24 protein-coding genes and 3 pseudogenes are annotated in these 25,634 nt (G+C 73.5%); 11 read left to right on the top strand and 16 right to left on the bottom strand.

Annotated features, from left to right (window positions below):
• The first annotated feature begins 333 nt into the window (after window positions 1–333).
• From rph to CK485_RS28915, 4 genes and pseudogenes are all read left to right on the top strand, one after another.
• Window positions 334–2,961, top strand: coding sequence for a rifamycin-inactivating phosphotransferase (rph, locus tag CK485_RS00795; RefSeq protein ID WP_109445760.1), 2,628 nt, complete (start codon window positions 334–336; stop codon window positions 2,959–2,961).
• A gap of 97 nt (window positions 2,962–3,058) precedes the next feature.
• Complete coding sequence (locus CK485_RS29275; RefSeq protein WP_158288141.1) at window positions 3,059–3,256, top strand: hypothetical protein; 198 nt, start codon at window positions 3,059–3,061, stop codon at window positions 3,254–3,256.
• 25 nt (window positions 3,257–3,281) lie between these two features.
• Window positions 3,282–3,392 (top strand): annotated as a pseudogene (locus tag CK485_RS29970) (alkaline phosphatase family protein); the annotation flags it as partial.
• A complete protein-coding gene (locus CK485_RS28915) occupies window positions 3,362–3,667 on the top strand; it encodes a phospholipase domain-containing protein (protein WP_199239215.1) in 306 nt (101 codons plus the stop codon). The pseudogene CK485_RS29970 and the gene CK485_RS28915, both read left to right, overlap by 31 nt.
• 86 nt (window positions 3,668–3,753) lie before the next feature.
• Here CK485_RS28915 and CK485_RS00785 read toward each other — a convergent pair whose 3' ends face one another.
• From CK485_RS00785 to CK485_RS00775, 3 genes are all read right to left on the bottom strand, one after another.
• A complete protein-coding gene (locus CK485_RS00785; protein ID WP_109445756.1) occupies window positions 3,754–3,999 on the bottom strand; it encodes a DUF5133 domain-containing protein in 246 nt (81 codons plus the stop codon).
• A gap of 142 nt (window positions 4,000–4,141) precedes the next feature.
• A complete protein-coding gene (locus CK485_RS00780) occupies window positions 4,142–4,492 on the bottom strand; it encodes a hypothetical protein (RefSeq protein ID WP_109445754.1) in 351 nt (116 codons plus the stop codon).
• A 38-nt stretch (window positions 4,493–4,530) separates the two neighbouring features.
• The gene (locus tag CK485_RS00775; RefSeq protein ID WP_199239188.1) at window positions 4,531–5,073 is read right to left on the bottom strand and encodes a DUF6328 family protein; all 543 of its coding nucleotides are present in this window, start codon (window positions 5,071–5,073) and stop codon (window positions 4,531–4,533) included.
• Between the two features lie 131 nt (window positions 5,074–5,204).
• Between CK485_RS00775 and CK485_RS00770 the strand changes: the two genes are divergently transcribed.
• A complete protein-coding gene (locus CK485_RS00770) occupies window positions 5,205–6,293 on the top strand; it encodes a glutamate--cysteine ligase (protein ID WP_109445752.1) in 1,089 nt (362 codons plus the stop codon).
• 132 nt (window positions 6,294–6,425) lie between these two features.
• A pseudogene (locus CK485_RS29965) lies at window positions 6,426–6,633 on the top strand (ATP-binding cassette domain-containing protein); the annotation flags it as partial.
• Here CK485_RS29965 and CK485_RS00760 read toward each other — a convergent pair.
• Window positions 6,632–6,802, bottom strand: a pseudogene (locus CK485_RS00760) (ABC transporter ATP-binding protein); the annotation flags it as partial. The pseudogenes CK485_RS29965 and CK485_RS00760 overlap by 2 nt on opposite strands.
• A 38-nt stretch (window positions 6,803–6,840) precedes the next feature.
• Window positions 6,841–7,266, bottom strand: a complete 426-nt coding sequence (locus CK485_RS00755; protein WP_109445750.1) for a GntR family transcriptional regulator — start codon at window positions 7,264–7,266, stop codon at window positions 6,841–6,843.
• A gap of 289 nt (window positions 7,267–7,555) precedes the next feature.
• Between CK485_RS00755 and CK485_RS00750 the strand changes: the two genes are divergently transcribed.
• On the top strand, window positions 7,556–8,122 hold the full coding sequence (locus CK485_RS00750) for a cysteine hydrolase family protein (RefSeq protein ID WP_109445748.1): 567 nt from the start codon (window positions 7,556–7,558) through the stop codon (window positions 8,120–8,122).
• A 92-nt stretch (window positions 8,123–8,214) separates the two neighbouring features.
• On the opposite strand, the gene CK485_RS00745 is transcribed toward CK485_RS00750, so the two are convergent.
• From CK485_RS00745 to CK485_RS00735, 3 genes are all read right to left on the bottom strand, one after another.
• The gene (locus CK485_RS00745; protein ID WP_146214472.1) at window positions 8,215–8,487 is read right to left on the bottom strand and encodes a hypothetical protein; all 273 of its coding nucleotides are present in this window, start codon (window positions 8,485–8,487) and stop codon (window positions 8,215–8,217) included.
• A gap of 384 nt (window positions 8,488–8,871) precedes the next feature.
• Window positions 8,872–9,645 (bottom strand): polysaccharide deacetylase family protein, encoded by a 774-nt coding sequence (locus CK485_RS00740; protein ID WP_109445744.1) that lies wholly within the window; start codon window positions 9,643–9,645, stop codon window positions 8,872–8,874.
• Window positions 9,642–10,994, bottom strand: coding sequence for a glycosyltransferase (locus CK485_RS00735; protein ID WP_109445742.1), 1,353 nt, complete (start codon window positions 10,992–10,994; stop codon window positions 9,642–9,644). Before CK485_RS00735 ends, CK485_RS00740 begins: the two co-directional genes overlap by 4 nt.
• Window positions 10,995–11,344: 350 nt before the next feature.
• Here CK485_RS00735 and CK485_RS00730 point away from each other — a divergent pair, with 350 nt between their 5' ends.
• Window positions 11,345–11,947, top strand: coding sequence for a hypothetical protein (locus tag CK485_RS00730; protein WP_109445740.1), 603 nt, complete (start codon window positions 11,345–11,347; stop codon window positions 11,945–11,947).
• 182 nt (window positions 11,948–12,129) lie between these two features.
• Entirely contained in the window at window positions 12,130–12,360 is a 231-nt protein-coding gene (locus tag CK485_RS00725) for a hypothetical protein (protein ID WP_109445738.1), read from the top strand.
• Window positions 12,361–12,430: 70 nt separating this feature from the next.
• On the opposite strand, the gene CK485_RS00720 is transcribed toward CK485_RS00725, so the two are convergent.
• The 7 genes from CK485_RS00720 to CK485_RS00690 form a co-directional block, all read right to left on the bottom strand.
• Window positions 12,431–13,372 (bottom strand): M56 family metallopeptidase, encoded by a 942-nt coding sequence (locus CK485_RS00720; RefSeq protein WP_109445736.1) that lies wholly within the window; start codon window positions 13,370–13,372, stop codon window positions 12,431–12,433.
• 4 nt (window positions 13,373–13,376) lie between these two features.
• Entirely contained in the window at window positions 13,377–13,766 is a 390-nt protein-coding gene (locus CK485_RS00715; RefSeq protein ID WP_109445734.1) for a BlaI/MecI/CopY family transcriptional regulator, read from the bottom strand.
• 173 nt (window positions 13,767–13,939) lie between these two features.
• Complete coding sequence (locus tag CK485_RS00710) at window positions 13,940–15,103, bottom strand: GNAT family N-acetyltransferase (protein ID WP_109445732.1); 1,164 nt, start codon at window positions 15,101–15,103, stop codon at window positions 13,940–13,942.
• A 113-nt stretch (window positions 15,104–15,216) separates the two neighbouring features.
• Entirely contained in the window at window positions 15,217–16,488 is a 1,272-nt protein-coding gene (locus CK485_RS00705) for an MFS transporter (protein WP_146214471.1), read from the bottom strand.
• Window positions 16,485–17,780 carry an ATP-grasp domain-containing protein gene (locus CK485_RS00700; protein WP_109445728.1) on the bottom strand — a complete coding sequence of 432 codons (1,296 nt, stop codon included), beginning with the start codon at window positions 17,778–17,780 and terminating at the stop codon, window positions 16,485–16,487. Before CK485_RS00700 ends, CK485_RS00705 begins: the two co-directional genes overlap by 4 nt.
• 4 nt (window positions 17,781–17,784) lie before the next feature.
• The gene (locus CK485_RS00695) at window positions 17,785–19,119 is read right to left on the bottom strand and encodes an ATP-grasp domain-containing protein (protein WP_109445726.1); all 1,335 of its coding nucleotides are present in this window, start codon (window positions 19,117–19,119) and stop codon (window positions 17,785–17,787) included.
• Entirely contained in the window at window positions 19,116–20,381 is a 1,266-nt protein-coding gene (locus CK485_RS00690; protein ID WP_109445725.1) for an MFS transporter, read from the bottom strand. The genes CK485_RS00695 and CK485_RS00690 overlap by 4 nt, the downstream gene beginning before the upstream one ends.
• A gap of 677 nt (window positions 20,382–21,058) precedes the next feature.
• Between CK485_RS00690 and CK485_RS00685 the strand changes: the two genes are divergently transcribed.
• Together CK485_RS00685 and CK485_RS00680 are read left to right on the top strand one after the other, a co-directional pair.
• Window positions 21,059–22,492: a radical SAM protein gene (locus CK485_RS00685; protein WP_109445723.1), complete on the top strand. Its 1,434-nt coding sequence runs from the start codon at window positions 21,059–21,061 to the stop codon at window positions 22,490–22,492.
• 29 nt (window positions 22,493–22,521) lie between these two features.
• Entirely contained in the window at window positions 22,522–23,685 is a 1,164-nt protein-coding gene (locus CK485_RS00680; RefSeq protein ID WP_109445721.1) for a DUF1152 domain-containing protein, read from the top strand.
• A gap of 70 nt (window positions 23,686–23,755) precedes the next feature.
• On the opposite strand, the gene CK485_RS00675 is transcribed toward CK485_RS00680, so the two are convergent.
• Window positions 23,756–25,606, bottom strand: coding sequence for a serine/threonine protein kinase (locus CK485_RS00675; protein WP_275124462.1), 1,851 nt, complete (start codon window positions 25,604–25,606; stop codon window positions 23,756–23,758).
• Window positions 25,607–25,634: the final 28 nt, after the last annotated feature.

Below are 25,634 nucleotides of genomic sequence, written 5' to 3'. Positions count from 1 at the left end.
AGACGCGACCGGATCAGGCAAGAGCAAAGGCAGGGAAGACGCTCTCTCCCTGCCACTCTCAACCTATAGCGCACTGGGGGGCTTGCCACAAGGCCCTGGTCACGGCGCAGAATCGTCGGCTCATGCCGCGATCAGCGGAAACGGGGGCACGACCGGCGTTAGCGAAAGCGCGGAAGCGCCCGCCGCCCGACCGGGCGGGGCGGAAGGCCGACACGTGTCGGAGGGAAGGCGACCAGGGATGAGCACCACGGAAGACTCGACAGCGCAGGAGGCGCCGGTGACGCGACCGGACACCGCGGCGCGACGCGGCACGGCTGCCCCGGAGGCGACGCGATGACCGACCAGTACGTGCTGGATCTTCGGCAGGTTGACGAGACGCAGGTCGCGGTCGTCGGCGGCAAGGGCGCGCACCTGGGCGGGCTGTCGCGGATCGAGGGCGTCCGCGTGCCGGACGGCTTCTGCGTGACGACGGACGCGTTTCGGCGGATCATGGCCGAAGCGCCGTCGATCGACGACCAGTTGGACCGGCTGGCGTGCGTGGCGCCGGACGACCGCGAGGGGATCCGCACCCTCAGCGCACGCGTCCGCCGGACCATCGAGGAGACGGCCGTCCCGGGCGATCTCGCGGCGGCCATCACCGGCGCGCACGCCCGGCTCGGCGAGCGAGCCGCGTGCGCCGTCCGCTCCAGCGCGACGGCCGAGGACCTGCCGACGGCCTCCTTCGCGGGCCAGCAGGACACGTACATGAACGTCGTGGGGCCGAGGGCGGTCCTGGAGCACGTCAGCCGGTGCTGGGCCTCGCTGTTCACCGAGCGCGCCGTGACCTACCGCCTGCGCAACGGCATCGACCACCGTACGGTCCACATGGCCGTCGTCGTGCAGCGGATGGTGCTGCCGCGTGCGGCGGGCGTCCTGTTCACGGCGGATCCCGTCACGGGCAACCGGAAGGTCGCGACCGTGGACGCCGGCTTCGGCCTCGGCGAGGCCCTGGTCTCCGGTCTGGTGAACCCGGACGTCTTCACGGTGCGGGACGGCGAGGTCGTCACCAGGTCGATCGCCACCAAGCGGCGTGCCGTTCACGCGGTGCCGACCGGCGGCACGCGCGAGGTGGCGCTCGACCCGGGGCGCCGGACGGAACCCGCGCTGACGGACGCGCAGGCCGTGCGGCTCGTACGGCTCGGGCGGCGGATCGAAGCGCACTTCGGCGGCCCGCAGGACGTCGAGTGGTGCCTGGACGACGACGGCTTCCAGATCGTCCAGAGCCGCCCGATCACGACGCTCTTCCCCATCCCCGGCTCCGGCTCCGGCGACCAGGAGAACCGCGTCTACGTCTCCGTCGGCCATCAGCAGATGATGACCGATCCCATGAGGCCCCTGGGTCTTTCCGTGTGGCAGCTGACAGCCATGGCGCCGATGCACGAGGCGGGCGGGAGGCTGTTCGTCGACGTCACCCAGCGCCTGGCCTCACCCGCGAGCCGCGCGGCCCTCCTGGACGTCATGGGCAGGGGCGACCCGCTGGTCAGGGACGCCCTGGAGACCGTCCTGAGCCACGACGGCTTCGTCCCCGCGCTCCCGGAGATGGCACCCGCCGCACGGACCGCCGGCGGACCGCCCCCCGGTGGTGCGCCCGCGCCGATCGAGACCGACCCGGCCATCGTCACCGAGCTGGTCGAACGGAGCCGTACGTCCGTCGCCGCCCTGGAGCGCGACATCCGCACGAAGAGCGGACCGGCGCTGTTCGACTTCCTGCTGGAGGCCTTCGAGGAGCACAAGCGGGTCCTGGGCGACCCGTTGAACATCCAGGCGATCATGGCGGGGATTCAGGCCACGTGGTGGCTCAACGACAAACTGCTGGAGTGGCTCGGCGAGAAGAACGCGGCTGACACCCTCACGCTGTCCGCCCCCGGCAACGTCACGTCGGAGATGGGGCTGGCGCTGCTCGACGTCGCGGACGTGATCCGCCCGTGGCCGCAGGTGGTGGCGTTCCTGGAGGGCGCCGAGGGCCTCCTGGGTGACGGCTTCCTGGACGAGTTGCCGAAGCTCCCGGGCGGTGCCGAGGCGCGCGCGGCCATCGAGGACTACCTCGACCGGTACGGCATGCGCTGCGTCGGCGAGATCGACATCACGAGGCCGCGTTGGCGCGAGCGGCCCGCCGCGCTCGTCCCGGTGATCCTCGACCACGTCAGGAACTTCGCACCGGGCGCCGCCGCGCGGCGGTTCGAGCAGGGGCTGCGGAAGGCACGGGAGAAGGAGCGGGAGGTGCTGTCCCGCTTGCGGGCCCTGCCCGAGGGGGACCGCAAGGCCGAGGAGACCCGGCGGATGATCGACCGGGTCCGCACCTTCATCGGGTACCGGGAGTACCCGAAGTACGGCATCGTCAGCCGCTACTTCGTCTACAAGCAGGCCCTGTTGGCGGAGGCCGAGCGCCTCGTGCGGGCCGGCGTGCTGTCCGAGAAGGAGGACGCGTTCTACCTCACGTTCGAGGAACTCCGCGACGTCGTGCGTTCGCACCGGGTGGACGACGGGCTCGTTCGGCGGCGCAAGGACGCGTTCCGCTCGTACCACGCGCTCACTCCGCCCCGGGTGATCACCTCGGACGGGGAGGCCCTCACGGGGGCGTACCGGCGCGAGGACGTGCCGGCCGGCGCACTGGTCGGCGTACCGGTCTCCGCCGGGACCGTCGAGGGGAGGGCGCGCGTCGTCCTCGACATGGCCGAGGCCGACCTGGAAGCGGGCGACATCCTGGTGACGGCCTTCACGGACCCCAGTTGGTCGCCGTTGTTCGTCGGGATCACGGGGCTGGTGACGGAGGTGGGCGGCCTGATGACCCATGGCGCGGTGATCGCCCGGGAGTACGGCTTGCCGGCCGTCGTGGGCGTGGAGCGGGCCACCCGGCTGATCCGCGACGGCCAGCGGATCCGTGTGCACGGGACCGACGGGTACGTCGAGATCCTGCCCTGAGCGACGCGTCCGGGGGCCGCGCTTCCGGCTTCTGGGTGAACGCGACCGAGGGACCGGCGGGCGAGGCATGGTCGGGGTGCTCCTGGGGAGGCGAGTGGTGATCGACTTCCCGGGGCGCGCCGAACGTGGCTTCGCGGCCCGGCCGGTTCGAGGGACGGAGAAGAACATGGGGAAGCTCGCCCGACGCCGCGTCAGGGGCACGACAGCGGTCCTGCTTGCCGTCGCCGCGCTGCTGTGTGCCTGGCTGGTCGCCGAACTGGCGTTCCCCCTCCTGGTGCACAGCCGTCACCAGTGAGACCGCACCGTCCCAACCGGTCCGCGCGCTGGCCGACGTCTTCACCGTCTGCGACTCCTACTTCTGCTCGGTGCAGGGGCCCACCAACCCCAACCGCCTCTACCAGTGGTCGGGCTGGATCGATCCCATCGGCACGGCGCCAAGGCGCACCCCGAGGCCTACGCGGTCGACAACGCCGACGGCGCGACCCAGACCCTGCATCTGACCAACGCGGGGTCGGCGGCCTGCGTGTTCACCGTGGGCGTCAACGCGGCGCAGGGCGCGAGCGGCGGCACCGTCCGCACCGTGACGGTCGCCGCGGGCGGGGCCACGACGCTCACCCTCAACAGCAGCGCCGGTCGCTACGACTACACAGTGACCGCCGACGTGGGCGACGGCTTCGCCCGGCGCTTCGCGGGACGTCGGTACTGAGCGACGTGCTTGCCGCGGCTCCCGGCTCACGGGGGCTACCGCGGGCCGATGACGACCCGTGCGGCGTCCGCCGCGGCCGCCGTACTTCAGGCGGCCAGGGTCTCGCCCGCCCGCGTGCCGTGGCGGCGGTCCGCGCGCAACCGTTCCAGCAGGGTGTCGGCCGTGGCGAGCGCCTGGTCCACCTCGCGGACCCCCGTCATGACGCACAGGGTGTACGAGACGTCCGCGAGGGTCCGGGCCGAGTCGTCGGTGGGATCCAGCTCGTGCCGGAAACGGGCCTCGGCGAAGCGGGCCAGTACGGTGCGCAGTTCCTTCTCCGCCGGCAGCAGCACAACAGGTCCTTCCGTCATGGACGTGGTCGCGAAGTCCGTGACGGCGAGCCCGGTGGGAGCACGGGCTGGGCGCGGCAGTGACTTCGTCGTCCTTGTGCCCGTGACCGCCCGGTGTATGCCACAACTCCCTCACATGTGGCGTTCAACGGGTGGCGGCCCGCGCGGCGCCGGTGGTGACGAGACCGTAGGCCAGGTGCGGGACCAGGTCGGGGACCCGGTCGGCCGGATCCGTGCGCCGGCCCGTAGAGGGCGCCCACGGCGACACCGGTGTCGATGCCCAGCAGCGGCCCGGGACCGCAGACGCGGTTGTCGTGCCGCTCGCCCCGCCCGGTACCGAGGTGTGCGCGGCGTCGGTCAGCCGTTCCACCGCCAGTTGCGGTGTGTCGCTGGAGGGGCGGCCCCGCAGGGCCATGTCCAGGTACGTGACCGCGTTGAGCGTGGTCGTGCCGGCCGCTCCGGCCGCGGCACCGATCAGCGGGTTTCCGGTCCACATGCGGTCCGGGTGCCCCCTGGCACGCCGGGAAACCAGACCTAGCTCCCCCGGCGGTCGAGGTAGTGCCGCAGGACGGCCGGCAGCAGCAGCCAGCAGACGGCGAACCAGGCCAGGACCGCCGCCGCGAGGCCCCAGGCCCAGCCGCCGCCCAGTGCCACGCGCAGCAGGAGGAGGACCGCGCACACCACGGCGGCGGCCAGCAGTGCCATGCCGACGACCACCAGGCGGCCCGTCATCGTCACCAGTTCGGGCTTGCGCCGGTGGCCGGCGAGCATCCGGTGCAGGGAGACGGGGGCGACGAGCGCGCCGGTCGCCAGGGCGCCGAGCAGGACCGTCGTCGCGTACAACGCCTTGTCGAATCCACCCAGTTGGGTGAAGCGCGGGGTGAAGGCCACACTGAGCAGGAACCCGAAGAGGATCTGCGCGCCGGTCTGGGTGACGCGCACCTCCTGGAGCATCTCCGCCCACCGCCGGTCGGCGCGCGCCTCGGGGGTCTCGTGCCGTCCGAAGCCGTGCTCCCGGTCCGTCGGGCGAGCCGTCCCGCCGTCTTCGGCGGCTCCGTCGTCAGCGTCAGCGGGCATGTCTCCTCCTGCACCCAGAGTGCCGCGAACCGTCATGATGGCTCCTGCCCGGCGCGCGCGTCCTGTCACGACGCGCGTACCCGCCACCCCGCTCCGGCTTGGCGGACCGGGGTGGCGGGTACGCGCGCAGCATGGTGAGCGTCGGTGTGGAAGAGGAGTACCTGCTGCTGGACGCGGACAGCGGCCATCCCGTCTCGCGGTGGGAGGAGGTGCGGGCCGCGGCGGCGCGGCAGCCCGGCATCGACCGCGGTGAGGTCGAACGGGAGCTGTTGCAGGCACAGGTGGAGGTCGCCACCCCGGTCTGCGAGACCCTCGACGAGGTCGAGCGGCATCTGCGCCGCCTGCGGGGCGCCCTGCACGCGGCCGCGGCGGAGACGGGGTGCCGGGTGGCCGCCAGTGGCGCGGCGCCGTTGCTGGGGCCCGCGCCCGTGACGGACAAGCCGCGGTACCGCAGGATGCTGGCGGACGCCGCGTTGCTGGTGGACGAGCAGATGATCAACGGCATGCACGTGCACGTCGGCGTGCCGGACCGCGCGCGGGCGATCGCGGTGCTCAACCGGATCCGGCGGTGGCTGCCGGTCCTGGTGGCCCTGTCGGGCAACTCCCCTTACTGGGACGGGGCGGAGACCGGATTCGCCAGCTGGCGCACGGTGGTCTTCGGGCGGTGGCCGGTCAGCGGTCCGCCGCCGGTGTTCGACGGCCCGCGGGACTACGAACGCCGTACCGAGCGGCTCAAGCGCGTCGGGGTGATCCGCGACCGCGGCCAGGTGTACTGGCAGGCGCGGCCGTCCGAGCGTTATCCGACGGTCGAAGTGCGGGCGATGGACGTGCAGTTGGCAGTCGAGGACGCGGTGACCCTGGCCGGTGTGGTGCGCGCGCTGGTGGCGACCGGGCTGGACGAGGCCGAGTCCGGGGCGGCGGTGGGCCCCCTCGTACCGGACGAGCTGCTGGCGGCGGCGAACTGGCAGGCGGCACGGCACGGGCTCAACGGCGACCTGGTCGACCCGCTCTCGTGCGAACCGCGCCCCGCCGCCGAGGTCGTCGTCTCGCTCATGGATCACCTGCGCAAGGCGCTCGACGACACCGGCGACCTGGGACGGGTGTCGGCAGGCGTGGAACGGCTGCTGGAGCACGGCACCGGGGAACAGCGGCAGCGGCGAGCCGTGGAGACCGACGGCATGGAGGGCCTGCTGACGCTCCTGAGCACGGGCGACCGCTGACCTTCTCCCACTCCTCACCCTCATTCCACTAATGTTCTAGTGAAATGCCCCGGTGTGGGATCGGCGTGCCGATCCGTCGCGTCCGGCTTCGGGGAGTCCTCGGGGGAGTGACTCGGGGAGTGAGGAGTACGGGTGGACGACAGCACGAGCCGTTCGGGCCCGGGCGACGGGCCCGCGCTGGAGGCGCGCGGCCTGGGGAAGAAGTACCAGCGCGGATGGGCGTTGCGACTGCTCGTTCCGGCTGTCGGCCGGCCGGATCTGCGGCCTGGTCGGCCCCAACGGGGCGGGCAAGAGCACGTTGCTCGGCATCACGGCCAACCTGCTGGAGCCGACGACGGGGTGCTCTTGCCACCGCCGTTGGGCCCGACGAGGCCGCGGACGCGGCCCGCGGGTATGCGGAAGGAGCAGTCGCTCAGGGCGTGGCGGCGGCGGTACCGCTTGCCCAGGCCGCGGGCCTCCACGACGGCCACCTCGCCGGACGGGTGCCGGCCCGCCGCCGCACGGGCCAGTTCGCCGGACCGCCCGCCGGCAGAACGGAACACCCTGCTCATACCGCGTCCCCGGCGCGGTGGTGTGCCGCCGACGCGGACTGGGTCACCGGGAACCAGGCGTCGAGTACGGAGGCGACGAGCGCTGCCGCGTCCTCCCGGTCGAGACCGGCGGCGTGTGCCCGCCGCATCCACTCGGTCAGTTCCGCGTGCAGCGCGGAGTCCGCGGACGCCTGCGGCTTGCCGAGCGAGTGCCGTACGAAGGTGCCCACACCGCGACGGCTCTCGACCAGGCCTTCGCGCTCCAGCTCCCGGTAGGCCTTCAGCACGGTGTTGGGGTTGATGGCCGTCGCCTCGACGACCTCGCGCGCGGTGGGAAGTTGCTCGCCGGGCTGCAGGAAGCCGAGGCGGAGCGCGCGCTTCGTCTGCTCGACGATCTGCACGTAGGTGGCCACCCCGCTGCGCCGGTCGATGAGGTACTCCATCGCGACCCTCCCACAGTCTTCGACACCATGGTTTTCCTAGTTATCTAGGGAACTCTACCTTTCCCGCCGGCCAGCGAGCCCGCGGAGGCGCGTGGACGGATCTGCGGGCGACGCGAGCCGTGGGTGCCGGACGACGTGGCGCGCGGGACGCGGGAGGCTCACCGCGCGGCGCGGGCCCTTCAGGGCGGTTCACGATCCTGCCGCCACAACACGGTCGGCGTTGTCGGTGCCACGGCCTATCGTGAGCGAAGGATCAACTCCGAGGGACCGGCGAGGAACTGGAGGTCACATGACGACCCTGGACGGCAGACCGCACACCGCCGTGCTGGTCATCGACGTGCAGAACGAGGTGATGGACGGCGCGCACGACCGCGACGGCGTGATCGCCAACATCCGCTCGGTCGTCGGCAAGGCCCGCGCGCAGGGCGTGCCCGTGGTGTGGGTGCAGCACTCCGACGACGAACTGAAGCGGGGCAGCGAGGGCTGGCAGTACGTGCCGGAGCTGGTCCGCGAGGCGGGCGAGGCACTCGTGCACAAGGAGTACGGCGACTCGTTCGAGGAGACCGATCTGGAGGCGGTCCTCGCCGAGCGCGGGGTCGGCCGGCTCGTCGTCACCGGCGCGCAGACCGACTTCTGCGTCCGCTCGACGCTGCACGGCGCGCTGGTGCGCGGATACGACGTGACGCTGGTCGCCGACGCGCACAGCACGAAGGACCTCAGCAGGTACGGCGCGCCGACTCCCGACAAGGTGATCGCCCACACCAACCTCTACTGGCGGTTCCAGAAGGCCCCCGGGCGCCGCGGAGGCACGGTCGACACCACGGACGTGACGTTCGCGCCGGGCGCCGCGGGCTGACCCGCCGGACGGGCGATCCGGCCGGCGCGCCTCGGCCCCGGCCGGATCGCCCGGCCGGGGCCGCCGTTCGGAACCGGTCCACCGGCTCCGTCCTACTGCGTGTGCGTGCAGCCCTGCTGGCCGTAGTACGCGTCGTACTGGCCCATGACCCACGGGTCCGCGGAGATGGTGAACGTGCGATCGGGCTGGGAGCAGTGGAACGTCGTGGTCGTGGTCGCGCCCTTGGTCGTGCCCGCGGTCGCGCCCGTGGAACTCGTGGGATGCGCGGGCTGCTGCTGCGGAGCCGCTGCCGCCGAGGCCGCGCCGGCGCCGCCGGCGGTGAGCAGGGCGGCGGCGAACGCCATGGCCAGGGTCTTCTTCTTCATGGTCACTCCCAACGACTACGCATGTGACACACCCCACCTCCCCGAGCCGACCCGGCTGAAACCACACGAGCCCAACTCACCATGGGAATTAAAACGGCATAGACCTCAAATACGGACAATGGGAATATTCTTCTCGCGATCTTCCCGGATCGGCGGGACCGTCGGGTGAACGCACGGGCGGGTGTTGAGCCCGCAGGGGGCGACCCACGGGCCATGGACCCATGGCCTACGCGTGATCCGGTCAGCAACTGCGCCGGGTGGCCAGGCCAGTTGGACGGCCGGCCCTGTTCACGACCGGCCCTGGCGATCTGAAAACCCGCTCCTCGGGCCCGGAACGCCTCCTCGGCGGCGTTCCCGTCCGGCCACCCCCTCGCGCACCGCGCCCTACCCGTCGGCCCCCGCGCCGCCTCCCCCGGTCGTCCACCGGTCGCCGTGGTCGGCCAGCGGGCCCACCGCCCAGCCGCGGGCGTCGCACGTGTCGAGGATTTCGGGCAGCGCTTCGAGCGTGATGCGCCACGAACCGGTGGCGGAGGTGCAGTCGCTGTCGTGGAGCAGGATCGTGCCGCCGCCGCGCAGGTCCCGTACGACGGTGTCGTGAACCGAACGCGGCGTGGCGCGACGGCGCCAGTCCTCGCCCCAGGCGGTCCACAGCACGGGGGTCAGACCCAGGCCGTGGCAGGCGAGGTGGGCCGCGGTGGACATCACCCCGTACGGCGGCCGGAAGAGCGCCGGTGGCCGGCCGGTCACGTCGGTCACGGCGTCCCGGGCGCGGGCGAGGTCGTCGTAGGTGGCGCGCGGTCCGCGCAGCGCGAGCGGGCGGTGGTGCCAGCCGTGGATGCCGATCTGGTGTCCGGCGGCGGCCATCTCGCGTGCCAGGCCGGGCGAACGGACCAGCATCGAGCCGAGCAGGAAGAACGTTGCACGCACACCGCGGGCTTCCAGAAGGCGGAGGAAGTGCGGGGTGGCCAGGTGGTCGGGGCCGTCGTCGAAGGTGAGGGCGATGTGGTCGCGGCGGCCCCGCCCGGCCAGTCGTGGCATCGTGCGGTTGCGCAACGGGCCGAAAGTGGAGACCGACGGCGCGGCGTGGAGGGCGGCGAGCGCGGGCAGGGCCGCGGCGGACGCGAGCGCGGCGGCACGGGCGAGGCGTACGGCGGTCATCGGGCGGCTCCGTGCTGGTGGCGCGCGACGGTGGGGAGGTGGGCGGGGGCTTCGGCGTAGGCGTACGCGAGCGGGGCGGCGATGCCGAGCGAGACGGTGACCGCCGCGACGGCGGCCATCACCCCGATGCGGCGCCGCACCGGACGGCGGTGGACGGCCGGACGCGGGTGCGGCGCCGGGCGGCCGCCGGTCGCGGCGGTGAGCATGACGGCGATCGCGGGCAGCGGGCCGGTGGCCGATCGGTGCAGGGCCAGCCCGGCGGCGCGCTGGGCCAGGCCGCGGGGACCGTGGAGCAGTTCGGTCAGGACGCGGGCGAGATCGCCGGGTCCGGTTATCCAGGCGGCGAGGCCGGCCTCGTCCAGGGCGGCGGCGTTGGTATGGCCGTGGCCGGGGATGCAGCGGTAACTGGCCACCGGCAGCCCGGCGGCGAACGCCTCCAGCGAGGTGAGTCCGCCCGCGTTCTGCACCAGCACGTCGCACGCCCTCATCAGGCCGGGCATGTCGTCCGTCCAGCCGTAGGCGTGCCCGACGCCGTCCCTGCGCAACTGCTCGGCGAGGGCCTGGTTGCGCCCGCACACGACCACCGGCACGGCGACGCCGCTGTCGCGGATCTCGGTCGCCGCCCTCCGCACCGGCCCGACGCCCCACGAGCCCGCGACCAGGAGGGCCAACGGCACGTCGTCGGGCAGACCGAAACGGGCGCGCGCCGCGCGGCGTTGACTTGCGGTGGCGGGGGTGAAACGGGGGTCGGTCACGGGTCCCGCCACGGTGACGTTCGCGGCGTCCCGCGCGTGGGCCTGGGCCGCCGGTATCGCGTGCACGGCCAGGTGGGCGTCGACGCCGGGGGCGACCCACATGGCGTGGACGGAGAAGTCGGTCAGGTAGGTGAGTGCCGGTACGCCCAGCAGGCCGCGGCGCCGCAGCGCGCCGAAGACCTGGCTGGCGCCGGGGTAGGTCGACACGACCGCGCACGTGTCCGGTGGTATCGCCCGGAGGGTCCGGCGCTCGGCGCTGCGGAACAACGCCCACCACACCACACCGGGCCGCCGCGTGTGTTCGGTCGCGGCGTACAGGCGCTGGTAGCAGGCCGGCGCCCACAGCAGCAGGCGGTGGTAGACGCGGGAGAGCAGTCGTCCGGTTCCCGCGGGCAGCAGGTCGAGGAAGTCGTGCCGGTCCACCGGGTGGCCGTGGGCGGTGAGGTGGCGGGCGAGTCCCGCCGCCGCGCCGTCGTGGCCCGCGCCGACGCTCGCGGAGACGATGACGACGCGCCCGGGGCCAGGGGCCGGTGGCCGCGTGACGACGGGTCGCGGGAACGCCGGCTCCTCGGCCGGTTCGTCGCAGGTGGACACAGGCGTTCAGCCTCCTGAGGGGAAACGCGCACGGCCCCGGGCGCTCGGCCCCCGGTGGGCCGCGCGGGCCGGGGGCACGCCCGCGCGCGACCGCGCGGGCAGGCCCGCACCGGACGCGTCGGGCGCTCGCCGGGGAAACTACTACATGATGTAGAACTTGCCTGTATGGGGGGTCGGCCGCGCCGCACAGGCGCAGGCCGCGAGGGGTGCTCGCCGGACGGCGATACCACGAGCGCCGACCGCGGGCCGGTGCCGAAATTACTACATGATGTAGAAGTATGGTGGTCCCCAGGATGAACCCGGGAGGGATGACGGATGACACCCGATGCGGCGGGCGTGGCGGTGGGACCATGGCCGTGTCACGGCCGGGCGAGCCCGCGATGACCGGTGCGCCCGGCAGCGCCCGCGTCCGGCGGGGCGTCGCCGCGTTGCTGATCGTGATCCCGGCCGTCTATCTGGTGATCTCCGGGCTTCAGAGCCACAGCGCGGCGACGGACAAGGAGCTGAGGGCCCAGATGGCGGGGGTGGTGCACGCCACCCCGTCCGCCGTACAGTGCGGCGTCTACGAGGTGCCGATCCCGCGGGACGCCCGCGACGTCGAGTTCTACGAGGCGAACTCATGGCAGACGGACTCCCTCTACGTACGGTTCACCACCGGCCGGGCCGGATTGGCCGCGTTCCTGGCCGGGCTGGGCAGCGGCACGGCGCGGCTGCACCAGGGCACGACCGCGGTGCGGGTCCCGGCCGGCCTCGAAGGGCGAGTCGGCTGGCGCTTCCCGTCAGGTCACCGGTGGGCCGGGACGACACTGACCGCGCCCGACTCGCACCCCGCGCACGAGATCACGGTGAACCTGGACGACCCGCGAAACCCCGTCGTGTTCGTCGTCGCCACGATCCGCTTCCCGCATCACGGACTGTTCGCCCCCGTCGGGCCCACCGGCCCGATCCGGTGACGGGCGGCGTGGCAGCGCCTCGCGTGGGCACGCGAGACGGGGGCCGCGACAACACCCCCCGCGCGCACCCGTGAACTCCGCGAGCCCTTCATGCGTCTCACACATGGCGCACATCCCGCGCACGCCACGAACCCGTCCACCCCGGAAGCCGTCCGCCCGAGCACCGTCAACGGAGGAACCCCATGACCGACACCAGCACCCCGGGCCACAGGAACCGCTCGCGCCGTGACGCCCGGCCAGGAGCCCGCACGGGGTCCCGGGCCGCCTCCCGGGCGGAACGGGACGAGGAGCCCACCGCGCTGGTGCGGGCGGGGCAGTTGATCGTCTTCGTGATCGTCAGCACACTGCTCGTCATCGTCGGCATATCGGTGCTCGCCGGGGCGGCGCTGCTGATCTACACGGCGGCCAAGTAGCGCACGACGACACTGTCCGCGGCGTCCGGGCGGCGCCCTCGGCGGGACCGGCACCCGGGCCGACGCCCGGTCAACGCAGCGCGCGCAGATGCACTCCGGCCGCCCGGACCTGCACACCCGCGGCGTCGAAGAGCCGGTCGGTGTCGCGGGCCGCGATGGCGAGACTCGCGCAGCACACCACCACCAGCACGGCGAACGCCGCCACCTCCACCCTGCGGCGCGGTACCGGCGGTGCCAGCAGGGCCCGCACGCGTTGCGGCACCGGGCCCCCGGTCGCGGACAGCGTCCCCGGACGGGCCCGGCCCGCGGCCAGGGCGGCCCGAGCCAGGGCCCTGGCGACCAGCGGCCGGTCCGACACCGCCGCACCGGCCTCCTCGTCCGCCCACCGCTCGACGGCGAACGCCCCGGCCCGCTCGACCGGCCGCAGCAACGGGGTGACCGCGGAGGCCAGATGCAGGACCAGCAGGAACAGGTGGTGCCGGTGGCGCAGGTGCGCCCGCTCGTGGGCCAGCAGGGCCCGGCGCTCCGGCGCGTCCAGCAACCGCAGCATTCCCGACGAGACCACGACCCGCCCGGGGCGGCCCGGCACGGCGAACGCGGTCGGCACCGGGTCGTCGAGCACGGCGAGGTCCCCACCGGCCGCGAGCCGTCGGCACTCCCGCCACGCGCCGACCATCGCCCGGCCCCGCCGCCATGACGCCACCGCGACACTGACCGCCACGGTCAGCACCACCGCGGCGCAGACCGCGGCGACCTCACGGCTGACCGGGTCCTCGGCGGCCAGCACGCCCACCGACCAGCGTCCGCGCGCGGCCACCAGCGGCACCTGGCTCACGGCGGTGAACGCCAGGATCGCCAGCTGCGTCACCCACGTCCCGGCGGCCACCACCGCCGAGCCGGCCATGGCCCACGCCGCCGTGCGCGGCGGCATCCTGCGGCCCGCCCACGGCGCGACCAGCGCCAGCACCACGCTCACCAGCAGCGGCAGATACATCGGCAACGGCCAGAACACGACGTCACCCCTGCCCGCGCGCGTCGCCGTGCAACAGCCGCTCCAGCAGCCGTTCGTCCTCCACGGACAGCTCCGACACGAAACGCGCCAGCACCTGCGCCCGGTCGCCGCCCTCGTCGAGCAGCGAGTGCATGCCCGCCGCGGCCAGCCCCGGCTGGTCGTCGACCGGGACGTAGCGATGGCTGCGCCCCTCCCGCCGCCGGGTCACCAGACCCTTGCCGCACAGCCGCGTCAGGATGGTCAGGACCGTGGTGTACGCGGTGCCGCCGCCGACCCGCTCGTGGACGGCCGCGGCCGTCACGGGCTCGCCCGCCGCCCACAGCGCGGCCAGCACCTCGCTCTCCAGCTCGCCCCGCGCACGCCGCCTGCCGTCCCCGTGCCCGTCGCCTGCCATCCGCCACCGCCCTCCTGCCTCGCCGGCCCTCCGCGCACGCCCGGCCTCCGCGTCGCCCCGGTGTGTCCTCGGGGGCCGCCATACCGAACAAAAGGTACTACGAGACGTAGAAGGCGGCGGAGGGCCGTGGGCGCGGAGGCCGACGGCGCCCGCAGGCGGCAGCCTTCCCCCGATTACACCGTCCGCACCGGGTCGCCCACGTCCCGCTCGGGGACGGACGGCCACGACGACGGGTCCCGCAGAGCGTGCGAGGGGATGTCGGCGAGGAGCGTGCGGGCGGTCACGGCGTTGTGCTCGGCGGCGCCCTCGCGGGTCCAACGGGGGTCGCCGTCACACAGCGCCCACAGCGCGGTGACGGCCGCGCCCCGCAGCGTCTTCGTCCGGTAGGAGCCGACGCCCAGGTGGTAGCTGCGCCGTCCGGTGGCGTAGGCGAGACGGATGGGATCGTAGTAGCAGATCCTGAAGTGCTCCTTGGCTCCGCCGAGTTGGCCGTAGTCGAAGCCGGAGGCCCGTGCGTACAGGGTGTCGCCGCATCCGTAGGTGAGGCAGAAGCCCGCCATGCGGCCGCCGCTGATGCATGCGTGCACCGTGCCGGAGTCGCCGGTGGCCTCGCACTGCCGCCGCAGCAGAGTGGCCATCTCCTCGTCGTCCACGCGGTGGCCGTAGCGGCGCTGGGTGAGCGCCAGCAACGCACCGGCCTCGCGCCAGCAGGCGGACAGCGGCAGGTGTCGCAGTTCATGTCCTGCCGCCTCGAACGCCTCGTCCTCGCGACGCAGGATCCGGCGGCGCCGGGAGGGGAAGCCGGCGAGGAAGTCGGTGAAGGAGCCGCCCGGCAGCTCGATCGCGCAGTCACCACGCACCAGGCGCGGCGCCGCGCCGAGACACCTGGCCAGTTCCCTGGCGTCGGCGTCCGGCAGGTAGAGCCACCACGTGACGCCGTCGGCCGCACCGCGCGCGTACTCGCGTACGGCCGAGACCAGCAGGTCGAGCACCCGCCGCCGGTCCGACGTGGTGAGGTCGCGGGCGACGAGGAGCGGATGCTGGTAGCCCTGCGTCCCCCCGGCCAGGAGCACCGGCCGGTCCTGATGCCACGGCAGGTCGGGGAACAGCTCGCGTACGCGGTAGTTGGGGTTGGCCACGCGGTGGCACAGGTAGGTGGCGACGGCGCCGAGAGGTCGGCCGGTGTCCGCCTCCACCACGAAGTGGCGTGCCGTGGCGTCGGCGGATTCCTGGGAGGCGAGCCAGCCGTGCGTGGCGTAGAAGCCCGCAGGCCCGGCGAGGCTGTCCCAGGCCGCGGGATCGACGCCGCTCGTGCCGTCGACACTGTGGACCCGCATGGTGTTGCTCCCGACTCGCGTTCGTCGTCTTCGTCCTCGCGGACCTGATGGCCTGGCCGTGCGGCCCGACCGCACCGCCGGTGCGGCTCCCTGCGCCACACGCGGTCGCGCCACTACACGGCGCCCTCGGCCCGACGGCCGTCCAGGGTGAGCGCGAGGGCCGCCGCCGCCGCGCCGCCGAGCGCCAGGGCGATCCAGGGCCACAGCGGCCCGAGGGTTAGCAGCCCGGTCAGCGCCGCGGGCGCGAGAGCGCCGCCGACGGCCCAGGACATCTGGTAGACCGCCTGGTAACGCCCTTGCAGGTGCCGCGCGGACAGACGCACGCTCAATTCGTTCAGCGACGGCGATCCCACGACCTCCGCGGCGGTGAACACCAGCATGGCGGTGACGAGGACCGCGCAGGCGACGGCCCCGCCACCCGTGGGAACGAGTGCGAACATCAGGAACGCGGCCGCGTCGACGACCAGACCCGCCGCGGCGATCCGGGACAGCCGGTGGCGTTCCAGCAACCGGTACACGGCGGTCTGCGACGTCGCCACGACCGCGGTGTTGAGGGCCAGGAGCACGCCGACCAGCCACGCGGGCGCGCGGACGCTGCCGGTGACGTACACCGCGAGCAGGACCGACGGCGTCATCGCACCGAGCACGTAGGCGAGGTTGGCGGCCACCAGCCGCAGGTAGGCGCTGTCTCGCAGAACCGTCCTGTAACCCGATTGGCATGATGGGCCGTCAACTTTACTGCTCACCGGACCCGTTGGCGAACGCGTGGGAGACCAGGTGGCGATCAGCCACGCCGCGACCACGAAGGTGGCAGCGTTGGCCACGACCACCGCGCGCAGCCCGGCCACGCCCGCGACGTCCACGGTGGCGGACGACACCACGGCGCCGAGTCCCATGCCGGTGTTGCGCAGCGCGGACACCAGCCCGAACCACCGGGGACGCTCCAGCGGGGACGACGCGGCCAGCGACACCAGGGAACGGCTCGCCGTCCAGTACGCCGTGGTCCCGCCTTGGACGACCAGTTGGGTCAGCACGATCGACCACAGCGACCGCGCGGCCGGGAAGCCGAGGAATCCGGCCGCGCAGACCAGGTTGGCCGCCACCGCGACGCGACGCGGACCGTAGCGGTCCAGCAAGGGGCCGACCAGCGCCGGTACTGGCAGCGCCAGTAGCCGTCCGAGGCTCAGCGCGGTGCCGATCCGCGCCAGCGGGACCGACGTGGTCCTGGCGAAGTAGACCACGGTGAAGGCCAGCACCAGTCCGGTGCCCAGGCTGTCGATCAGGTTGGCGCCCACCAGGCGGCCGTGGCCGGTCAGTTCGGGCAGGCCCAGTCGTGACCCGGTGCGCCGCCGGACGCCGGCCGGGCGGTCCGTACGGGTCGTCATGGCGTGGCCGGCGCGGTCTCGGCCGGTGTGCGGCAATGGCGGGACACCACGTCCGCCACCTGTCCGACGACGGCTCGGCCCAGGGTGCCGAACCGCGACTCCAGCCGCTCCAGCCCGCGCAGCAGCCGCCCCTCCTCACCGTAGGCGCAGGCCAGCACGAGGTTGCCGCCGTGGTCCCGGCCGTCGATGACGAGGTTGCTCACCCTCACCACGTCCAGCTCGGCCCGCGCCGCCCGCTCGAACTCGGGCGTGACGTGGCCCACCGGGAACTCCAGCGACCACCTGCGCCGCCGCGTGCGCAGACCGGTGCGGTACGCGGTCCAGTCGCCGAGCAGCATGTGCAGCAGGCACGCGTAGGTGTTGCACTCCGAGGCCGCGATCGACATGGCGGTGGAACCGGAGACCCGGGGGTTGATCTCGATGACGTGAAACGCGTCGTCGGCGTGGATCATCTCCACCTCGACGGCACCGTTCAGGTCCAGTTCCCGGCACAGGGCCACCAGCCGCTCCCCCACCGGCCCGAACAGGGCTTCCCGCTCCGGCCGTGGCGCGCAGTGCCTCAACTGGCCGAAGAGGAAGGACGGTTCGCCGCCGGTGCGGCCCTTCCACACCAGCGGCTGGACGAGGTACTCCCCGTCCCGGCCGACGATCTCCACCGAGCACAGTTCTCCCGTCAGGCAGGCCTCCAGGACCGCGTTGCCGTCGTAGGGGTCCTGGAGGTAGGCGTCGAGCGCGGTGGCGTCGGGAAGGAAGCGGATGCCGCTGCTGAGGTTGTCCCACAACGGCTTGGTCAGCAGCGGGAATCCGAGCCCGGTGGCCCGGCGCCGCAGGACGTCGCGGTAGGCCGGGACGGGCAGGTTGCGGCCCGCCAGCAGATCGCCGTCCATCAGCAGGCCCGGCGGGACGGCCAGGCCCGCGGCCGACACCGCGGTCCTGGTCTCGTGCTTGTTGGCCAGCAGAGCCGTGGCGCGTACCGAGTGCGTCACCGCGGGGATGCCACGGTCGGTGAGGAGCTCGCCGACGACCGCGTCGCGCAGCGCGTTCTCGTCGGGGAGGGAGAGCGAGACGCAACCGTCCGCGCCCCAGGCCTCGATGGTGTCGGCGATCCACCCGGGCGGCGCGTCCGCGGGGATCTTCCGCGCCTCGCCGGGGAACTCCCCCGGGGCGCACTCCCCGTCGGTGTGGAACAGTCCCGCCACCGCACCGGCCGCCTCCAGGTCGGGGGCGATCAGGCCGAGATACGGGACGGCCCGTTCGACCTCGACCGACCGCAGAAAGGCTATCCGTCGCACCGCTTCACTCCGTATCCGTCGTGGTCGTGGTCGTGGCCTGACAGCCGCCTTCCGTGGCGCCCTCGTCGGCGACGGGGGCCACGTCCACGACCACTCCCGCCATGGCGAGGGCCGCCGCCGCGTTGGCCTCCCGCGCGGTGGCCGCCTGAAGGATCACGTGTCCGAGTCGGCCGAGGTTGTCCCGCGGGCCGTTCACCGCCGCGCCGGGCTCGGCGTACATCGCCACGTCGGTCACCCGCGCGGCACCCGGCGAGTCCCCCGGGCGGGGCAGCCCGTGCACGGCCGTGAGGACGCCGGGCTGCGGTGAGGTGACGAAGCGGATCGCCGCGGCACCGTGCGCCCGGGGCGCCACGTCGGGCTCCGAGCCGAACGCCACCTGGATCTGTGCCGCCGTCAGGTCGACTCCGGTGGCCAGTCGCACCAGCCGGACGATGTGACCGCCGGGCGGCCTGGCCGCCACCTCGATGACACGGGCCTCGCCCGCGCCGGTGAGCTTCACCTCCGTGTGCGCCGGGCCGTCGGTCACACCGAGCGCCTCCAGCGCCGCGTCCACCGCCGAGCACAGCAGCCGCTCGTCCTCCGGTTCCAGGGCGGCGGGGACGGTGTGGCCGAGTTCGGCGCGGCTGCCGTCGCCGGTGGTGAACTTCTCGGTGATCGCGACATGCGTGGCGCGTCCCGACCACAGAATCGTCTCCACGCTGAACTCCGCGCCGTCCGCGTACTCCTGGAGGAGCGCGGTGTCGTCGAGGGGGAATCCGTGGGAGAACTCCACGGGCCAGGAGCGCGCCAGCCGGACCGCCTCGGGCAGCTGCTGCGGCCCCGTGACCACGGACACCCCCATGGACCCGGCCTCCTCCGCCGGTTTCACCACGAGCGGGTAGCCGATCCCCGCCGCCCGGGCGTCGTGGACCGGATCGCCGTCCCGCTCCGTGGGAACGGTCTTCGGGGCGGGCACAGCCTGGCGGCGGAACAACTCGGCCATCCTCAGCTTGTTGCGGCAGCCGTCGGCACGCGCCGGGTCGTTCCCGGGCAGCCCCAGTTCCGCGGCGAGTGCGGCGGCCAGGGGCGAGGTGAACTCCCAGCAGGCCACCACGGCGCCCACGCCGGCGGCCCGGCAGAAGTCGGCCAGTTCCTTCACCGCGGCCTCCTGGTCGGCGAAGTCGGTGAACACGACACCGTCGATCCGGTCGCGCAGGGCGGGCGGGTAGGCCGCGAAGACGTCCGCGTGGGTGGCCACGAAGACGCGGACGCCGAGCCGCCGCGCGGAGTCGAGCAGGTACTCACCGGCCGTCGCCAGCGCCTCGATCACCAGGAGTGCCGGTTTGTGATGTGGTGTCATGTTCCTCCCTCGGTGCGGGCGGGCCGTTGCGGCGGGATCACCAGCTCGGCGGCCACGGGGTCGACGGCGGCCGCACGCCGCTCGGCGCTCACGAGGTCGACGGCGGCACGCGCGCCGGAGCGCGGGAACGCGAAGGCCACGCCGGACGCGCAGATCCCCGCCGCGCAGGCCAGGCCGAAGGCCCAGCCCGGCCCGTGGAGCGACGCCAGCTGGCCCGCCGCCATCGCGGCCATCCCCTGTCCCGCGATCAGGCCGCTGCCCAGCAGGGACATCGCCTCGCCCATGCGCGCGGCCGGGGCGGTCCGCGCGGCGAGCCCGAAGACGGCGATGAGCAGCGGGGCCACGGCGCACCCGATCGCCGCCACGGCGGCGGTGGCCCCGGCGAATCCGCGTACCCACGGCAGCGAGCAGGCCAGCGCCGCTTCGCAGGCCACCGCGGCCTTCAACTGCCGTGGCGTCACCGGGCCACGGGACCGTACCGTCACCGCCAGGCCGGCCAGGGTGCTGGTGACCGCCATGGCGCTCCACACCAGCCCCGCGACCCCCTGCTCACCCGGGCCGTGGACCAGCGCGTTGATCCCGGCGTTGGTGGCGCCCCACAAGCAGCCCTGCAACACGGCGATTCCGCACAGCGCGGTCAGCGACGGGGACAGCAGCGGCTCGGCGCGGTCACGGGCGGCCGCCGCGCCGGGCGGAGCGGTGGGGTGCAGCGCGAAGGCGGTGCCGAAGACCAGCATGAGCACTGCGGCGCAGCCCACGCCCGCCGCCGGGCCGACGGCCAGCGCCAGCACGCCCACCAGGGCCGGGCCGACCATGAATCCGATCTCGTCGAGCGTGGTGTCGAGCGACACCGCCCGGGCTGCGAGCCCCGGCGCGTCGCGGTGTTCCCGCACCAGCCCCACCCAGCGGCTGCGTGAGAGCGGACCGACCTGCGGCACGGTCAGCCCCGCCGCTATGGCGCACGCGGCCTGGAGCGCCGCGGGCCGGGAGCGGAGCGCGGCGGCGACCAGCGCCGCGGTGGCGGTCGCGTTGAGCACGGAAGCGACGAGGAGGACGGGGCGCTGCCCCCGGCGGTCCGCGAGGCGGCCGATGAACGGCCCACCGACCGCCTGCCCGGCCCACAGACACCCGGCCACCAGGCCCGCACGGCGGATGCCGCCCAGTGAGGTCACCATCACCAGCGTTCCGGTGGGGCACAGCCCGGCCGGCAGTCGGGCCAGGAACGAGATCAGCGGCAGCCAGGGCCCGGTCACGTTCAGCACGGCCCGTAATCCCACAGGCGCCCGCGCACCGGCTCGTTCGGTCACAGCGTTCTCACCGCCCCCGTGTCCATGGCGGCGTGCTGCTCGGCCACCGATTCCAACTGACCTGAAATTCCGGCGAACTCGGTCTCCGGCGATCCGCACACCCGGTCAGACCTCGGGTTTTCCGGGATGTGGAGACTTCATGGATCGGCGCGGCGGAAACCGTCCGCCCTCAGCGCCGGTTTTCGCAGTGTTGCACGGCTCATCCCCCGAACCGGCGTCGGCGACGAGGTTCGTAGGAAGACACGAGCAGGGGGTGCGCGACAATGTGACGAGTCGTAGCATCCGGGCCTGTCGGCCTGTGACCTGACGTGTATTTACTTGTCGAGGCAGTCGCCGGGGGGGTTTCGGGCTCTTGCGCCGGCCGACGTCCTCAGCCCCAGGGCGACGCCCACCCACGCGTCCGCCTCGCCCGGCTTGCGTGCGACAGAGCGCGGCGACAGCGCGTGTTCCGCCCCATGGGGCCCGTCTTTCCGTCCATCGCCCGGCACGATCCGCAACGGCTGAAGAGACCGCGGCAACGCTGAGCGGTTCCCGTATCGCGTTCTGACGGAATTCCGCAGAATTCCGCGGCTTCACGAAGAGCGCGGTGAACGCCAGGGCAGCACAAGGGCAATACAAGGAGGAGAACACCCGTGAACAGTGTCAGGGACGAACTCGCCGGTTACCTGGCGGAGGGAGTCATTCCACCGTTCAACTACGCCTATCCCTCCCGCTCCGCCTACCGGCCGTTGCCCGATTCGCTGCGCATCGACGACATCTGGGCCCGCGACTTAACGAACCACACGGTCCCGGAGCTCAACCTCTATCTGCACGTGCCCTTCTGTCGCTACAAATGCGGGTTCTGCAACCTCTACACCGTCATCTCCGAGGACGCCGACGTGTACGACGCGTACATGGACGCGCTGTGCACGCAGATCCGCGATCACACCGAGGTCATCCAGAGCCGGCGGCTGCGGACCGTCTACATCGGTGGCGGCACGCCGAGCCTGCTGTCCCCGCGCCACTTCGAGCAGCTCTTCGCCACTCTCGACGAGGTCTACCCCAACTGGCGCAGCACGGTGGAGGAAGTCGCCATCGAGGCGACCCCGGACTCCATCGTCAACGAGCCGGCCACCCTGCGCGGGCTCATCGCGATGGGGCTGACCCGGGCGAACATCGGCATCCAGTCGCTCGTGCCGGAGGAGATCCGCGCCGCCGGACGGGGTCAGGCCAACGAGCGGGTGATCCGTGAGGCCGTCGCCATCGTCCGCGACCTCGAACTGGCGAACCTGTCCACCGACCTCATCATGGGATTCGCCGGTCAGACCGACGAGAGCTGGCGGCATTCGGTGGACGAACTCGCCCTGCTGGCGCCGGAGACCATCAGCACCTACTTCCTGACGGTCCGCCCCGACGCCTGGTTCTCCCGGACCGGCAAGTACCAGTACATGTGGAATCCCGGCCTCTACGAGCGCTATGACTACGCCAACGAGCGCTTCAAGCAGGCGGGTTACGTCCAGGAGTCGAACGTTCGCTACAAGCGGCTGGGACGCGGCGGCTACCAGCAGAAGGTGCTGACGTTCCACGGCGTCCCGCTGCTCGGCCTCGGCGCGGGGGCACGCAGCTACACCAGCACCGTCGACTACATGGTCGGTGCGGTCAAACCGAGCATGGCCGAGGTGGGCGACTACATCAGGTCGGCCCGCGACCACACGCTGACCCCACGCACCGGTTTCGTGCTCACCGACGAGGAACTCATCCGCAAGCGGCTGGTGCTCGACCTGTTCGACCTGGACCTGCGCGAGCTGGACCGGTTCGGGTACCGGGAGTCGGCCCACCTCTTCGAGCCCGTGCTCGGCGCCGCCGAGGAACTGGGGCTGCTGCGCAGGCTCCCCACCGACCGCGTCCAGCTGACCGCGGACGGCTTCAAGTACCGCGACATCCTGTCCTGGATGCTGTTCTCCCGGGAGGTGATCGAGCGGGACCGCGCGTACTACGAAGGCCTGCACCGGGGCAACGCCCGGGCCCGCAAGGCGATCGGCGAGCCGGTGCGCATCTCCGGCCTGACCGCGACGGCCGAGCACTGAGGCGCCCCGCGGGGGAAGGGGGACGCCTCGTGACCGGGTCCGCGGAGCGCGGCGGCAGGCGCGTCCTGATCGCGGCCGGTGGCGGTGGCGATCCCATCGGCACCACTGTCGTGGCGAACGCCCTGTACCCGGGCCGCCCCGCCGTGATGCTGAGCTACGCGTGGGAACGCCTGGTGGTGGACCCCGTGCCGGGCCCCCGCGGGCCCGGTGACTTCACGGGGTTGCGTCAACTGACGCCGCGCGTACCGCTGTTCACCCCGGGCACCCGGCCCGTCGCGCCCGCCGGGTCGACGCTGCCGCGGCTGTCCGCCGAACTGGCCCCGGACATCGGGCTGCTGGACCCGTACGGCGGTGTGCCCGGGCTGGCGCGGCAGATACGGGAGGTGGTGGAGCGCTACGGCGACGGGGAGGTGGACGTCGTGGACGTGGGCGGTGACGTCCTCGCCCGGGGGGACGAGCCGACACTGCTCAGTCCGCTGCCGGACGCGCTGGTCGTCGCCGCCTGCGCCACCGCGGGGGTCACCACGCGGGTCCACGTGGCCGGCCCGGGACTGGACTGCGAGATCCCCGAGGAGGATCTGTCACCGCGGTTGGGGGACGACCGGTCCACGCTCACCGCGGAGCACTGCCGTGCGGTGTCCGGGGTCTTCGAATGGCATCCCTCGGAGGCCAGCGCGCTGCTGGCGGCGGCCGCCCGTGGCCTGCGCGGGGGCTGCCTGGTCCGCGACACCGGCCGCCCGGTGCCGTTGACCCCGACGAGCGCCTCGGTCTTCAGCCTTCCGCTGGGCACCGTGCTGAGCCGCAACCGCCTCGCGCACGCCCTGTACGCGCGGCAGTGCCCGACGCTGCGCGACGCCGAGGATGTCGCCTGGCGGGTGTGCGGGTTCAACGAGGTGCAACGCGAAAGGGACCGGGCGGCGGCCCTGGCCGGCGCCGGCCGCGACGGCATGCCCGGCGGTGGCGTGCGCGCCGCGCTGTCGGCCCTGGACACGTGGGCGGCTGACGCCGTCGCGAGGCACCCGACCGCCCGCTATGCCACGTTCCGCTGCGCCGCCGAGGGCCTGGGCCTGCGCGGGCGGGACACGGTCGACTTCCGGACCGGGTTGACCCGCGCCCGCCCCGGCCTGCACGCCGCGCCGCTGCTGCGGCTTCCCGCGAGCCGGCCCCGGACGCGAGGCGCCGTGCCCTCGTGAACGCGGTGCCCTGGCCCGTGAGTAGGGCCCGTCGGGCCGCCGGCGGTCTCGGGGCGCACGCCGAGCGGGGTCACTCGGACGAGAGGTGACCGTTCGCCACGTAGTAGCGGGCACCGCAGTTGGACTCGTTGTCGTGTCCGGCCTCCCACACGCACACGCCGGCGTAGTAACCCCCGCCGTCCCAGTACCAGTCGGTGGACAGCTTCTGGGCGCCGTTGGTGGTGTGGAAGCTGTTGAGGTTCTGGCTGGACTGGGTGTTGGACGGGTAAGCGCGGAAGAAGTGCATCTCGCAGTCGTTGCCGCTGGATTCCACACTTCCCATGGCGAAACCGCCGGAGCCGGAGACCTTGTAGTCCAGCCACGCCACGCAGCCGTCCGCCGACGCCACCGAGCCGGGGATGTAGCCGGCGTCGGAGGAGGGCGGCGGCAGGTCGGGCGCACTGGCGCTGGGGGCGCCCGCGCCACCCTGCGAGGACCCGCCCTTGCCCGTACCGGGCTTGCCGTCGGAGCGGGGTTTCGCGGGGCTGCCCGATCCCGGCGCGGACGATGTCGTACCGCTTGCCGAGGGGGCGGCGGCGCCCGAGCGGGACGCCGACGCGGACGGCGAACCCGCCTTGTGGGACGGCGAGCCGGTGCCGGCCGATCCGGACGGCAGGCTGCCCGGGATGGACGGCATGGCCTGCGGTGAGGTGCCGGAGCGGGATCCGCCCGGCCCGCCGACCAGCGACCAGGCCACGCCGCCGCCCGCCAGGACGACGGCCGCCGCCGCGGCGATGACGGCCGTCCTGCCCCGGTTGCGGCTCTCGCGCGGCGGGCGCCCCTGCCCGTCACCGCCCGCGATACGCGGCGGCCGCCAGCCGGGCCCCGGACGCGTCTCGGCATCGGGGGCGGTCTGCGCGGACTCGGGCCCGCCCGGCATGGGCGGTACGGCGGACGCCGCAGGTTCGGGGTCCGCGGTCACCGGGTCCGCGTACGGGGCGGGCGCCGGCCCGAATCCGGCCGGGGCCGGGCTCGCGACCCGGGGGTCGACGGGGCCGCCGGAGGCCGACGGAACGGGCGTTCCCGCCGCCACCGCGTCGAGCAGCACACGCGCGCGTGTCGCGTCGGGCCTGGCCGCCGGGTCCTTGCGCATCAACTCCCGCAGCACGGCGCCCAGTTCCGCGCCCGCACGCACCGGCTCCGGCAGCTCGTCGGTGACGATGGCGGCGAGGGTCGACCACTCGGCGCTGCGCCGGAAGGGCGATCCGCCCTCGACCGCCGCGTAGAGCATCGCGCCCAGCGACCACACGTCGGACGCCGGGCCGGGGTTCATGCCCTGGGCGCGTTCCGGCGCGATGAAGTCGAGGGAGCCCACCAGATGGCCGGCTTTGGTGAGGTTGGACGGCGTGCCGTCGCCGGGCTCGTCCATGGTGGCGATGCCGAAGTCGGTCAGCACCACCCGTCCGCCGCGCTCCAGCAGGACGTTGCCCGGCTTGACGTCACGGTGCAGCACGCCCGCCGCGTGGGCGGCCGCCAGGGCTTCGGCGACCCGGGCGCCGATGCCCGCGGCGGTACGGGGATCGAGGGTGCCGCGTTCGTGCAGCACGTCGTCCAGCGACGGGCCGTCGACCAGCTCCATCACGATGAGCGGACGCCCGTCCTCCTCCGCCACGTCGTGCACGGCGATCACGCCGCCGCTGCGGACGCGGGCCGCCGCCCGGGCCTCGCGCCGCATGCGCACCCGCAGTTCGGCCAGTTCCGCGCCGGAGGCGTCGGAGTAGGTGCGCAGTTCCTTCACGGCGACCTCGCGGCCGAGTACCTCGTCGACCGCCAGCCACACCGTGCCCATGCCGCCGCGGCCGAGCACGCCGCGCACCCGGTACCGTCCCGCGAGCAGCCTGTCCTCGGGCCCGCCGTCGGCCTCAGCTCCTGCGCCTGCCACCGCTGCTCCGTCCTCCATGTCCGCCCGC

This window comes from Streptomyces sp. ICBB 8177, from assembly GCF_003144095.1.
In the GTDB taxonomy this organism is placed as follows: domain Bacteria; phylum Actinomycetota; class Actinomycetes; order Streptomycetales; family Streptomycetaceae; genus Streptantibioticus_D.
This window is presented reverse-complemented; position numbering and strand designations above follow the sequence as displayed.